The organism is Actinoplanes sp. NPDC019969 (assembly GCF_055562375.1).
The window spans coordinates 1-13150 of the sequence record NZ_JBVHFK010000020.1 but is presented as its reverse complement, the minus strand read 5'-3'; the positions used below and the strand labels follow the sequence as shown (position 1 = coordinate 13150).

The following is a 13150-nucleotide window of genomic DNA, read 5'->3' as shown; positions in this document are numbered from 1 at the left end:
CACACAGCGGCACCTTGGCGATGGGCAGACGACCCCGCGCCGGCCGGTAGCGGCGAACACCAGCCCACTGCCCTGCCACCGTCCCGGCTCGTGAACAGCAGGCCAGTGGCCCGGGCCGGGGCGCTTCCTCCAGCCGCGGCCGGCGACACAGCCGCCTATCCCTCTTCCCCCCACCCATCACCTCCCACGGGCGCCAGCCGGCCCCGTGCTGCGGCGACCCGCCGCCACCTCCCCCGGAAAGCCGGGCCTCTCAAGCCACCGTCTGCCCGGTTCCCGTCCTCCGGCAGACGCCACGAGCAGGCCGGAACCACCGGGCAAACCAGAAAGGAACCCACACCATGTTCCAGCCCTCCACGCCGATCGCGGACCTGCTGGCCGCCGTCGCGTCCACCCCCGCCGACGGTCCGCGCCTGATCAACGACCGCGCCGCCGACTTCCCGCACCCGACCGCCGCCCAGCTGACCGGGATCGCCCTCGACCCGGCCAGCCGCGAGATCGCCGACCGGTTCCTGGACACCTACTGGGCCAGCGAACCCCGCCAGCGCGACACCCTCGACGCCACCGAAGCGCGCGAGGTGATCATCGGTAGCGGATACCACGCCGCCGTCTATGCCGCCACCCGCGTGCTCGCTGGCCACCCGCGACCGCTGGTCCTCGAACGCGGCCCGCGCGTCGGCGGCACCTTCGCGATGACCCACCGGCCGGTGTTCTGGCTCAACTCCCGCAACCGCCCCGGCGGCCCCGGACTGGCCGGCGATCAGACCGCCAGCCCCAACCACCTGCCGGGCGCGCCGATCCAGGCAGCGAACGTGTCCGCCACCGAGTACCAGACGAACACCGACATGGCCTTCGTCATCCGGCTGGCCCTGGCCCAGTTCGCCGACGTCGTACCGAACGCCGCCGTCACCGCCGTCACCGACGACTACGGCGCCCGCCTGCAACTCGACCTCGACGGACGTCCCACCGTGCAGGCCACCCGCGTCCTGGACGCCCGCGGCCTCGGCGACCCGGCCGACGGCCCCCTCACCAACGGCACCACCATCCTCCACTTCGGCCAGTTTCTGCAGCGCATGGCCGGACCCTGGCCTCTGCGAGGACTACGCCGCGTTGCCGTCGTCGGCGGCGGCGACTCCGGCAAATGCGCCGTCGAATCCCTGCTGGGCATCGCCCCGCAACCGTTCATGGCCGCCGCCGCCCTCGACTGGGTCCAGCGCATCGACTGGTACGCCGAAGACCTGCCGACCAGCTGCCCGCAGTGGCAGCAGGACATCCGCGGCCGATACCAGGCGATCGGCCCGCACCTGCGTTCCGACCGCTACGGCACCCGCCGGCTGAGCGTGGTGCCGCGCCGCGCCAGCGTCGTCAACCTTCCCGGCAGAGCCCTCATCGACGGCATCGGCTACGACCTGGCCGTGCTCTGCACCGGCGCCAAGGAACCGTTCATCCAGGGCCTGGGCGGCCCCGACGGCTGCGACCTGTACACGGTCGCCGGTGCCGGCCCTGTCGCCCGCAAGTACCGCGACCTGCCGGTCTTCCGGATCGGCCCGCACGGCCAACTGCCGTTCACCACCCAGGAGCGGGCCATGGGGATCGCCGATCAGCCCGGCAACGCGGTGGCGATGTTCCGGCTCGGCGCCAAGACCGCCGCTCTCGCCGCGACGCTGCCGCCGCTGGATCAGTGATCACCCGACCGGATCGTCCCCGAAGCCGGACGGCCGTCTCCCGGCAGCCGCCCCCATCACCGGCCCGAGAACCCGGCGCTACGCCGACGCGCGGGCGCCAGCCAGCGCACAACGAGAAAGAAGAAATCCGTGACCGCATCCCCGCCTTCGCCCGAGCAGGCCGAGCAGACCGCCGACGATGCAGCACCGCGCGACGGTGTCACCGAACCACCGGCCGCCGATCTGCCACCGCTGCCGCCCGGCGCGCAGCTGCTCACCGCCGACGAGGCGATCGCGATAGTCGCCACCGGCCGTCATCCCGGCAGTGACGCCGGCGGCCTGCCCTTCGACCTCGCCCTCATCGACGCCCTCCACGCCGGTGTCCTGGTGGCCTGCCGCCTGCCGGACGGCGGGCTCGCGTTCACCCCGTCCCACCGGCCGACATGACCCGCCCCGTAACGCGGGTTCAGGCCCTCCCCGGGGCGAACCCGGTCCCGCCCTCGCTCACCTCATCCCGCTACCAGCACTGGAGGACTCGATCCTTATGCCGCATCGACTGTGGTTCCGGTCCCACGACGTGGTGCCCCTGGCCGAACACGCCCTGCACTGCGCCGACCATGAACCCGCCACTGGCATCCCCGTCGTCGGCGCCGGCCTCGCCGGGCCCGCGCTGATCTGGACCAGCACCGCCTCGCTCGACCTGCTCACCTCCACCGGCCTGCCGGCCTGGTACGCCAGCAACGGCACCCCCCTGGCCGCCATCGCCCGAGGATGGCGCGACCCGCACGGCGGCTACCACACCGCAGGCCGCGACGGCTACACCACCGCCTACCTTCCACTGACCGACGGCGGCGGCAACACCGGCCCGATCATCGACCTGCTGCGCTCCGGGCAGGGCCGCGGCAAAGGCTGGCTCACCGTGGACATCGACCCCGCCGACCGGCATCTGATCGACGCCTCCCGGGTGCACCTGGTGTCGAATCGCGACGAACTCGTCCCTGCCGACGCCGGCTGGTATCCCGGCCAGGTCACCTGCCCGCAGGTCGGCGGCCGCGCCTACGGGGGCTGGATCGCCGACGGCTACACCAGCGACGACGGCAGCCTGCTGGTTCGTTTCACCCCCGACACCGTCGAGAAGATCACCGACGACCTGCACACCCGGCCCGGCCGCCGGGCCTCGGCCGAGGCATCGGCGGCCGGTCGCGCCCACGTGGGGCTGGGCTGGGACGGCGACCTGCTGATCGTGTACCGGCTCGACCCCGGCCACGTGCAGCCGCGCCGCACCACCGACCACCTCACCCCCGACCGCGACGGCCGCTACCCGCTTGGCGCCTACGAGTGGCCGTGGCGGCACGCCACCGACCCCACGGCGACGAACGCCGCCCGCCTCATCCGATGAAGGAGAGACCCGTCATGCAGCCTGCACCGCTTCACCTGCCGCACAGCGGCCTCACCGTCCCCCACGCCGGATACACGGTGACCTCCTACCAGCAGCGCCGCACCCACGACGGTGTCGCCTTCACCGCCACGCTGCGCCTGAACCGCACGACCATCGGCACCATCGAGAACGACGGCAGAGGCGGCCCCGACACCTTCCACCCCAACAGGGCAGACGGGCACCACACCCAGGTACCCGCCCTCCAGGCGTTCGCCGCCCGCTGCACCATCGCACACGGCATCACACCCGACCTGGAATGGCTGCTCGGCGACCTCGTCACCGAGTACCAGACCGGCCGTGACATCGCCCGGGCCGCCAAGCGCGGCCACACCCTGCTGCGCCTGCTGGAGGACCACGACCTGGGCGGACCGATGGGCTGGGCTACCGAAGCCGCCACCACCGAGGTCACACCCGCGTGGGCCGCCGACCGGGACCGGCTACGCGCCCACCTGCTCGGCGATCCGCAACTCGCCCCGCACGAACTCGCGTGGTGGCAACTCTGGGACACCGCCACAGACGCCGGGCGCTGGATCGACGTCACCGAGCGTCCCGCCCACCTGACCGCTGATCGCCACTGACCGCACCGATCCCGCCCTACCGGGCGAGACCGTATCCGCGGGTACTGGTCTGGGGCACCGACGCGACAGCGCTGCCCAGCCGGCGACCTGACCGCACCACCGTGGACCCCTGACCCTCGCAGACACCGGCCGTTGCCCGGCCACCTGGCGCGACCCGCGCACCCCGGGCACGGCCGACTGGCGGTGCCCGGATTCCACCCGCTCTCATCGAGAGGATTCCGTCATGGCCGCACCTCGTTCCGGCTCCGCACCCGGGCCGTTCGCCATCCGCGACGGCGACGACCGGCTCGCCCTCGCCGCGATCACCGCCCTCACCCCCTGCGGTGACCCCGCCACACGCGACCTGATCCGCCGGCACGGGCCCGTCGACGCGTACCGGCACCTCATCACCGCGAAACGGGAGATCCTCGACCACCTCGAATTCCCGCTGGCCCGGGCCCTCCACGCCGCTCGCCGAGGCCAGCCACGCCTGGTCATCCCCGCCGACCCGGACTGGCCGGCCCACCTCGACACGCCGGCCACCGACGAGGACTGGCAGCCGCCGCTGGCGCTGTGGGCCCGCGGCGACACGGACCTCGCCGCGGCCCTGCAGCGCAGTGTGACGATCGTCGGCGCCCACGCCGCCACCGGCTACGGGGTCCACGTGGCCACCGAGATCGCCGCTGGCTGCGCCGGCGTCGGCTGGACCGTCGTGGCCGGGGGAAGTTTCGGCTGTGACGCCGCCGCCCACCGCGGCGTCCTCGCCCGCGACGGTGTCACCGTGGCGGTTCTCGGCGGCGGCGTGGACCGGCCGTACCCCGCCGGGCACACCGCCCTCTTCGACCGGATCACCGAGCGGGGCCTGCTGGTCAGCCCGTACCCGCCCGGCAGCACCCCCACCGCCGAACGGCATCACGTCCGAACCCGCCTCATGGGTGCGCTGACCTGCGGCAGCGTCCTGGTCGAAGCCGCCATCGGCAGCACTGTGAAAGTCGCCCTCACGACCGCGGCGTCGCTGCACAGACCCGCGATGGCCGTTCCCGGGCCGGTCACCTCGCACCTGTCCGCCGGCTGCCACCAGTTGCTGCGCCGACCCGAATACCGGCTGGTCACCGGCGCCGACGATGTCCTGTCCCACCTGAAGCCGTTCTGACCAGACCAGCCACCCCACGGCTGCTTCAGTCCGATCAACCCGTAAAAGGAGAGACACATGGCCACCCGCGTCAGTCACGTCCTGGTCGACGACCTCGACGGCACCCCCACCAACGTCGCCACCCACCGGCTCGCCCTCGACGGCATCGACTACGAGATCGACCTCGCCGACCACAACTTCGACACCCTCGTCGCCGCGTTACGCCCCTACCTCGCGGCGGCACGCCGGCTACCGAAGAACAGATCCGCCACGCCCGCCGCTCGAAGCCCGATAGCCCGCACCATCCGCGGCTGGTGGGCCGCCAACGAGCAATCCCACGACCTGCCGGTATTCAAGGAGCACGGCAACATCCCCCGCCAGGTGAAAGACGCCTTCCATGCCGCCCAGCAGCCTTAAACGGCCGCACCGGCAGAGCCGCCAGCCCCACTGGTCACACCGGTGCGCCGGGCGCCTGCCGGCGGGTGCCACCGTCCCGCGTCAGCGACGTGGGTTCGGTATGACGCAGCACCTCTCCTAGATCCCCTGTGCGGCCGACGCCCGGCCCCGACGCGTTCCGCGCGTCCCCCCTTTCGCAGTCTCCGGGCGCGGCCGTGATCGGCCGTGCCCGGACTCCCTTCTCACCGCAAGGAGTCCACGCCATGACCCTGCCCACCACACCCCGCCCGCAGCCGCCCGCCGACGCTGAGAGGCGGCTTTGGTTCCACCTCGACGACGTCGTACCGCTGGCGATGCACGCCGTCGGCACACCACAGCTGGCGATCACCGAGGCCCAGCTGACCACGTTCGCTCCGCTCGCCCCGGCGTTGACCTGGCAATCGGGACCCGGCGGCGACACGCTGACCTCCAACGGCGTGCCCGGCTGGCACAACGAGAACGGTCAGCCGCACGTCGCCCGAGCCCACACCTGGCGGGCCCGTGCCACCGGCAGCGGCATCGACTCCGGCCGGGGCGGCTACCTTCCGCTGCTCGGCCCGGACTGCGACACCGTCCTCGTCTACGGGCTGCTCGCAGCATCGCGGGACAAGCACTGGCTCAGCCTCGACACCACCGGCCGCAGCCGCGTGATCAGCCTCGCCCGCCTCGATCTGCACGAGCAGCACGGCGGCCGCTACCCCGACGACGTGACCTGGGTCGAGACGACCGTGGCGTGCGTACCGCACACCGGCAGCGGCAGATACCCGGCGCTGGTCGCCGACGGCTACCACAACCGGCATCACGGTGTGCTCGCCCGCTTCGACACCGCCACCGTCACCCAGATGATCGCCGACCTCGACAAGGTCCGTCACGCCGCCGGCTACCAGCCCGGCACCAAAGCCCTGCTGCGGTGGGCCGGTGACCGCGTCGAGGTGTACGGCGAGCAGATCGGCGGCGGCCTCACGAGCGCGCGCCGCTACGACGTGATCGGCCCGGACCCCGACGGCCGGTATGCCCTCGGCGCTCACCTCTGGACCTGGTTCCGCCTGGACAACCGGTGACCGCGGCACCAATCCCGAGCCCCGGCCCCGCATCCGACTTGATCGATCGCCTGGTCGAAGGGTGGATCAGTGCATCCCTCGACCACCGCCGCACCAGGGAAGGAACACCGATGACCGACGACTCCTCTGCCGGCGTACCCGCCGACGACCCTCCGGCGAACACCAACCTCGCTGTCCTGGCCGCGATCGCCGATCTCGGCCAGGCCACCCCCGCCACCATCGCTCAGCGCGTCGGGATCGGCTACTCCACCGTCAACCCGAAACTGCGCGCCTGGGAAGCCGCCGGACTGGCCGAGCGGGTCCGGCACAACGGGCAGACCATGTGGCGGCTGACCGCCGCCGGCCGCGCCAGCACCGCGACCCCCTCCCAGTTCACCGCCGACCAGCCGGCCACCGCCGCGGCCACGCCCGCCACCGCCGACACCGGGCCCGCAGCCGACACACCGGCAACAGGCCCGGACTCGCCGCCCGCACCCGCACCGGCCGGCAACGACGCCAGCGAGGTGCCGCAACCACCCGACGCCATCGCGGCCGACAGCGGCACGATCGCCTCACCGCAGGCGACAACAGACCCCCACGACACGGCCGGTGAATCCCGCAAGGACGAGACGACCAGGCATCCCACTCCCGCGGCCGGGAGCCCCGCTGGCGCACCGGCCAAGATCAGGCGCCCAAAAGGGGCGCTGAAAAGGCGAGCGCTGGACATCCTTCAGGCGGCCCCGGCCAGCGAGTACACCGTCGATCAACTGAAGAAGGCGATCGACCACGCCGACGCTGGCACCGGCTACCCGGCCGCCAGTCACGGCGCCGTCGCCAACGCCCTCGACAACCTCGCCGCCGCCGGCACCGCCGTGCGGATCGACGACCGCAAGGCCGCAACCTTCCGGATCGCCGACGACGGCTGAACCCGGATACATCTGACAGCCCGGAGCGGGCGTCAGTCGTGCAGGACCCGCCCGCTCCGGTGCTCCTTACTGGTGAAGGAGCCACGCCATTGTCATCCACCTGGACTCTTATCCTCACCGCCCTCGGCGGCGTCCTGGCCGGCTTCGCCGTCACCGCCGCGACGCTGTACCGGTTCCTCGCCCAGCTCGACACCGCGCGGCACCGGATCACTGCCGCTGAGCATCGCGCCACGACGGCTGAACGGCTGGCCCGCCGCGACGCCACCACCGGCCTGCCCAACCGGCTCGCCTTCCTCGAGCACCTTCAGCAGGCACTGCGCTCCGGTGAACCGGCCGGGGTGGTGATGATCGATCTCGACGGCTTCAAAACGGTCAACGACACTTTCAGTCACGAGACCGGCAACGACCTGCTCGCCGCCGTCGGCATGCGCCTGGCCGACCTGCGCGCACCCGTCCAGCTCGCCGCCCACCTCTCCGGCGACGAGTTCGCCCTGATCGTCGACGGCGACGCCGAACAGACGGCCGCCTGCGCCCGCGCCGCTTGGCGGGCGATCACCGGCCGCCCGATCCTCATTGACGACCGCACCGCATGGCCGGTCGCCGCCAGCGTCGGCTACGCCACCGACGGCGCTACGCCACGCGACCTGTTGCGCCGTGCCGACATCGCGATGTACCAGGCCAAACAAGCCGGCGGCGGGGTCTGCGACCGGTCGGCGGCCACCGACCCGCCCACCATGCCGCGTCACCGCCGGTGCCGCGACGCCCGGCCCACCTGACCTCACATGCCTACCGGCCCGGGACGCGCCTCCGGAATCCATGGACGCGAAGCCCTCGGCCCGGCGCGCCCCGCAAGCCGCCGACTTGACCTTCATTCACAGGCAAGCGTCGATCAGATCGCGGTCGCAGCTCGGTGCCCTGGCCAGGAAAGACGTCTCGCCGGCCAGATACCAGGCAGTGGCCGTCACCCTGCCCGACGCCTGCCGACGGAGGTCACCGCCCATGGCATCACCGCACCACCACCCGCACACGGACCCGTCACGTCCCTTCCACAGCCCGGGATCAGACCACATCCACGACCGCAGGCTGTCGGCGCTCGCCACAGCCGTCGCCGCAGCCCACCAGGCCGGACCCGACGGCCTCTGCACGAATCTGCAATGCCCCGGCCAGCGGGCACCCTGCGGTCCCGCCCGCACCGCACACGCCGCCGCCCAAGAGGCCCGCCGCATCCCGGCTGGCCCGGTACCGCCGCCGACGGATCGGCATCCGGCGCGAGGGCGCGCCGCCGTGCCCGGTGGACCGAGCGGTCTCGCCTCGCTCATCGAGGCGCCTGAGCCCACCACCGCAGTGGACGCCACAACTCACCCGACGGTGTTCGCCCCGTTCCGGCGGCCCACCGCCACCCCATGACAACAGGAGAACCAGCCATGAACCTCGTGCCCCATGACACTCTCGCCGGATACGCCCGCACCGCCGTTGACCTGCGCGCTCGCACGCAGGTCCGGGCGCCGCGACCGGTCACCGTCGCCGCGCTACCCGCGACCGTTGACGTGGACGCCCCACGGATCCACCGGCTCGGCCCCGGCGAGGACACCGTCACCGTGCGTGCCATCGGTGCCTGCATCGTCCGCACCGTGCCACTCGCGTCATGAGCCGCCGCCTCGTGGTCGGCCCGCACCCGGATCGGCCACGAGGCGGGCCGCTCACGACGGGTGGACCTGCCGCCGCCCAGCCGGGCAAAGGAACCGCCAGGAGTGGTGACCGATGGTGATCTCCCGGGCGATCGCGGGAATCGTGGTCACGGTCATCGTCGTGCTGCTGGGCTGCTCCGGCCTGCTGGCCGGCATGCTCGGCGGTGGCGCGCCGGCGAACTGCCCGCCCGCTGGTGGATCACCGACCGGTTCTAGCGCATCCGGCAGCGGCGGCACACGTATGTCGCCCACACCGATCGGAGCGTGGAGCACCGAGCAGATCACGAACGCGGCGGTCATCGTCGCGGTCGGCCAGCGGATGCAGATCCCGCTGCGTGGTCGCGTGATCGCGGTGGCCACCGCCATGCAGGAATCCTCGCTGAACAACCTGCCCGGCGGAGACCGCGATTCGATCGGGCTGTTCCAGCAGCGCCCGAGCCAAGGCTGGGGCACACCCGCCCAGCTGCAGGATCCGCAGTACGCGGCAACCCTGTTCTACACCAGACTGCTGGCCGTTGCCGGCTGGCAGACGATGCCCCTGACCCGGGCAGCGCAGACGGTGCAGATCAGCGCCTACCCGGACGCCTACGCTAAATGGGAGCCGCAGGCCATCCAGGTCGTTGCCGCGATCACCGGCACCGACATCGTCTGCACCGGGAACGGGACAGCCGTCCCCGCCCCGCGTAACCCCGACGGCTCCTGGCCGCACGAACGATGCGCCATCCGACCGGATCCGACCACCGGCGCAGGCTGCCTGACCCCGCGCACGCTGCACCTGGTCCGCCAGGCCACCGCCGCCGGGTTCCCGGATCCCCGCTGCTTCCGCGTCGATGACCACGGCGAACACCCGCAGGGCCGCGCCTGCGACTGGATGGTGACCGCCGGCGAGCAAGCCACCGGCAGCCAGAAGGCGATGGGCGACGCGATGGCCGCCTGGGCGGTCGCCAACGCCGACGCGCTCGGCATCCGGTACGTCATCTGGTTCCGCATGATCTGGACTGCCAACGGCCGGGGCTGGCACGCCTACGACAACCCCTTCGGCGGCGACGACGCCAGCGGCTGGCACACCAATCATGTCCACATCTCGATGAACTAGCCCGCCCCGACCGCTCGCGCGGCAACGCCGACCCGCGCCGCACGGCGGTCACTGAGCCACCTCGCCGGCACCCGCGTTGCTCTCCACCGGCCTGCCAGCCGCCAATGCCCGAGAACACGGGGACACCGCGCCGACGTACTACCGGCGCGGTTCGCTCAGATCCGCGAAGGAGAACCCCATGGTGAACCGAACCCCACCGAATCCCCTCGAACCACCTGGAGCGGGCGGCACGAGACCAGCCGACAGTGATGCCGTCGCTTACATCGCCGAACTGCCGCCGTGCGCCTTCCACCGTCCCAGCCGCGACACGGCGGCTCCCGCCGCCAGCTACGACGGCGCGACACGGCAGGGCCCCTGGGCCTACATGTGCGACGACTGCTTCAGAACCCACGGCGTCGGACTCGGTCTCGGCCGTGGCCAGCGGCTGATCCTGCGCCGTCACACCGACGGCAGCGCTGCGCCCTGAGCCCCACCGGCGCTTGCGCTGCCATCGGCGCAGCACGTCGTGCCGCCCCGGCGCCGGAGACCGGCCGCTCGCCATCACCAGACCACAGCCCAACAGCGACGGCCACCAGCACTGGCCGCACATCGGCGGCCACCTGGGCAGCCACCTCTGCGTACCGGCAACGACAGCGCCGAACGCACCCTCCACCACGTGATGGGAGAACCACAGTGAAACCCTTCGCTTCGGGACAACGCGTCGCCGCCGTGATCGAGGGCGACATCGCCAGCACCTTCGGGCACGGCCCGCAGGGCACCGTCCACAGCTTCGACCCGCAGCAGCAGACCCTCGTCGTCGACTTCGACGACGGCAACCGGCAAACCCTGTCCGCCACGACGCGGCTCATCCGGCTGACCTCCAGCTGGGTACCCGCCGCCGGCACCGGCCTGTCCTGGCAGCAGGCCCTCGACGCGGTCCGCGCCGCCGGCGAGCGAGCCGGGCGGGAAGCCGCTGACTGGTGGTGCCGCCACCACATCGGCGCGAACGCCCTGCGCAATCCGAAGGCGGCCGCCCGTAACGCACTCCTCGACGTCGCAGAGGACTGCCCCGACATGATCGACGAGCTGCCGATGTCCACCGCCCGCGACGAACCCTTCACCGAGCATCCGACCGGCCTGGACCTGCTCACCCTGCGCCACGGCATGCCCGTGCCCCCGGAGGTAACGGTCACCCCGCAGCAGCACGAGCAGGCCCTCGACGCCTACATCAAGGCGTACGACACCGCCCTGCTCGAGCACGTCGCCGAGCAGTGCCGGCTGGTGGTGAGCCCGACCGGCGACGGCCGCGACCTGTCCCGCCTGCACCCGAACGTCATGCGGGTCGGCAGGTACGGGGTGTTCTCCGGCGAGTGGTACCTCACCGACGACGACGGGCCGGTCCGTTACCGGGTCGGCTTCGTCGGCGTCCTCGAGAGCTTCTGGAACGGGTGGGTGGTGTTCGCCTGCGACCGGCCGGTCGCCGAACAGATCCTCGCGGACCGGGCCGCCGACCGCGAAGCCGACCGTGACAGCGGGCTCACCCCGGCCGAGCAGGAACGGGAACTGGACCTGCGCTGGGGCCGGATGTACTTCGACGGCGACACGCTTGTCGTCGACCAGCGGAGCAGGCAGGGCGATCCGCAAGCGATCGAACGCAGCACCGCCCGCGCCGACGGCCGGTGGTCGGTGCGGTCCATGAACCTGTGCTGGGACGCGGTCGACCCCGCCACCTGCGATCGCCTCGTCGGTGAGCTGCCGGCCGCTGGCCAGGAACAGGCGTGGTGACGCCGCGCCGCACTCCCGGCACCCGGCACCCCAGCACCGCCCAACCACGCCAAGAGAGGAATCCTCGATGACCACGATCGCTTCCATCGTCGCGGTGCTCGTCCCGGCGAGCGCCACCATCGACACGATCAGCGCGCATCTCGCCGCACCCTTGCACTTCCTGCCCGCCAACAGCTACCGGCTCGGCGGTGAATTCACCGGCGCCTGGGACCCCGGCTACGACCCGCGCAGCGACCCGGCCAACTGGCGCGACTGCCCGGACTGCACGGGCACCGGCCGGGCCGCCGACAACTGCTTGAGGTGCGGCGACGCCGAACTCGCCGGCCGTAGCCGCGGCACCGTCCTCGCCCCGACCGGCCAGTGGGCGCCGCATCCCGGCGACCTGATCCCGCTGCCCCGGCTGCTCGACCCACACTTCCGGTTCCCGGCCGGCGACCACCTCACCCCCGTACGCGAGACGACCAGCCCGGACCTGTACGCCGACGGCCTCTACGGACTTCGAGCACTCGACAAGACGACATCCGGCGAGGTCTCCACCGGCCTGCGCACCGTTGTACAAGCGGCATTGACCGCATACGGGCACCGCGGCCCGACCGGCGCACCAGCCGACCCCGCCGACTGGCAGATAGCGCTCGTCGCCGCCCACATCACCGACCGGCAAGAGCGAGCGGCGTTGCCGGGCCTGGGCTCCCTGGTGCACATCATCGACCCCGAGCACCGGGACGAGACTCCGGACCAGCTGTACGTCGTCCGCGACGACCTGCACGCCCCCTACCAGTACGACCTGGTGGCTCTCGGCGACATCGGACCCACCGTCCCCGGCTACGCGATCACCGAGATCGACCCGGCCCGCGTCCGATTGGAACCGGCCCCGCAGGACGCGCTGCCGTATCCGCCGCGCTGCGCCGACCCCGGCACCCGCGCCGACTGACCGCGTACGACCAGCCCTACACCGCCCCGCAGAGCCACGGCCATCCGGCCGTGGCTCTCTGTATGTCACCGCGAAAGGAACGGATCGTGCTCGAGAACTACGACTTGCGGCCGGTGCCGCAGTCGGCCACCATCGATCAAGTCCTCACCGACCTCACCGAACATGCCGGCTACACCATCACCGACAACGGCGACCTCGACCAGACCTTCGCCGAACACCCGCAACTGGTCCTCGCCTGGATCGCGGCGGCGGCACGCTACACCGCAGCGGAGTTCCAGCTGCGGCTGCTGCACCACCCCATCGACTGGATGCGGTCGGAACTCGCCCCGGACAGCGATCAGGAGATCGAGAACCTCGACATCTTCACGAGCAATCTGCACCGCCTGCGGGACTGTGCCACGAACGGTGTTTCTGGCCCGATTCGCCGGACTTCGATCCGGCGGGATGGGCACTGTGAGTGATGACCGCAGAGATCGTGGACC

Annotated in this window: 15 protein-coding genes; all 15 read left to right on the top strand. The window is 72.0% G+C overall.

All coding sequences use genetic code 11. The features are described 5' to 3' along the window. The first annotated feature begins 338 nt into the window (after positions 1 to 338). The 15 genes from ACZ3II_RS39985 to ACZ3II_RS39915 all read left to right on the top strand — a co-directional run bounded on the left by ACZ3II_RS39985 (position 339) and on the right by ACZ3II_RS39915 (position 13129). Positions 339 to 1682: an NAD(P)/FAD-dependent oxidoreductase gene (locus ACZ3II_RS39985; RefSeq protein WP_465525420.1), complete on the top strand. Its 1344-nt coding sequence runs from the start codon at positions 339 to 341 to the stop codon at positions 1680 to 1682. A gap of 129 nt (positions 1683 to 1811) precedes the next feature. Continuing rightward, a complete protein-coding gene (locus tag ACZ3II_RS39980) occupies positions 1812 to 2108 on the top strand; it encodes a hypothetical protein (RefSeq protein ID WP_465525418.1) in 297 nt (98 codons plus the stop codon). Positions 2109 to 2205: 97 nt separating this feature from the next. Further along, positions 2206 to 3060 (top strand): hypothetical protein, encoded by an 855-nt coding sequence (locus tag ACZ3II_RS39975; protein ID WP_465525416.1) that lies wholly within the window; start codon positions 2206 to 2208, stop codon positions 3058 to 3060. Positions 3061 to 3074: 14 nt separating this feature from the next. Beyond that, positions 3075 to 3677 (top strand): hypothetical protein, encoded by a 603-nt coding sequence (locus tag ACZ3II_RS39970; RefSeq protein WP_465525414.1) that lies wholly within the window; start codon positions 3075 to 3077, stop codon positions 3675 to 3677. 223 nt (positions 3678 to 3900) lie between these two features. Beyond that, the gene (locus ACZ3II_RS39965; RefSeq protein ID WP_465525412.1) at positions 3901 to 4809 is read left to right on the top strand and encodes a DNA-processing protein DprA; all 909 of its coding nucleotides are present in this window, start codon (positions 3901 to 3903) and stop codon (positions 4807 to 4809) included. Between the two features lie 57 nt (positions 4810 to 4866). Beyond that, a complete protein-coding gene (locus ACZ3II_RS39960) occupies positions 4867 to 5205 on the top strand; it encodes a histone-like nucleoid-structuring protein Lsr2 (protein WP_465525410.1) in 339 nt (112 codons plus the stop codon). A 242-nt stretch (positions 5206 to 5447) separates the two neighbouring features. Beyond that, complete coding sequence (locus tag ACZ3II_RS39955; RefSeq protein ID WP_465525408.1) at positions 5448 to 6284, top strand: hypothetical protein; 837 nt, start codon at positions 5448 to 5450, stop codon at positions 6282 to 6284. Positions 6285 to 6394: 110 nt separating this feature from the next. Continuing rightward, a complete protein-coding gene (locus ACZ3II_RS39950; protein ID WP_465525406.1) occupies positions 6395 to 7189 on the top strand; it encodes a hypothetical protein in 795 nt (264 codons plus the stop codon). A gap of 89 nt (positions 7190 to 7278) precedes the next feature. After that, complete coding sequence (locus ACZ3II_RS39945; RefSeq protein WP_465525404.1) at positions 7279 to 7965, top strand: diguanylate cyclase domain-containing protein; 687 nt, start codon at positions 7279 to 7281, stop codon at positions 7963 to 7965. A gap of 648 nt (positions 7966 to 8613) precedes the next feature. Beyond that, positions 8614 to 8838 carry a hypothetical protein gene (locus ACZ3II_RS39940; RefSeq protein WP_465525402.1) on the top strand — a complete coding sequence of 75 codons (225 nt, stop codon included), beginning with the start codon at positions 8614 to 8616 and terminating at the stop codon, positions 8836 to 8838. 112 nt (positions 8839 to 8950) lie between these two features. Beyond that, positions 8951 to 9973, top strand: coding sequence for a VldE C-terminal domain-containing protein (locus tag ACZ3II_RS39935; protein WP_465525400.1), 1023 nt, complete (start codon positions 8951 to 8953; stop codon positions 9971 to 9973). Between the two features lie 178 nt (positions 9974 to 10151). Continuing rightward, complete coding sequence (locus ACZ3II_RS39930; RefSeq protein ID WP_465525398.1) at positions 10152 to 10439, top strand: hypothetical protein; 288 nt, start codon at positions 10152 to 10154, stop codon at positions 10437 to 10439. Positions 10440 to 10645: 206 nt separating this feature from the next. Beyond that, on the top strand, positions 10646 to 11737 hold the full coding sequence (locus ACZ3II_RS39925; RefSeq protein WP_465525396.1) for a DUF4314 domain-containing protein: 1092 nt from the start codon (positions 10646 to 10648) through the stop codon (positions 11735 to 11737). Between the two features lie 67 nt (positions 11738 to 11804). Continuing rightward, positions 11805 to 12668: a hypothetical protein gene (locus tag ACZ3II_RS39920; RefSeq protein WP_465525394.1), complete on the top strand. Its 864-nt coding sequence runs from the start codon at positions 11805 to 11807 to the stop codon at positions 12666 to 12668. Positions 12669 to 12754: 86 nt separating this feature from the next. Beyond that, positions 12755 to 13129, top strand: a complete 375-nt coding sequence (locus tag ACZ3II_RS39915; protein ID WP_465525392.1) for a hypothetical protein — start codon at positions 12755 to 12757, stop codon at positions 13127 to 13129. The last annotated feature ends 21 nt before the right edge of the window (positions 13130 to 13150 follow it).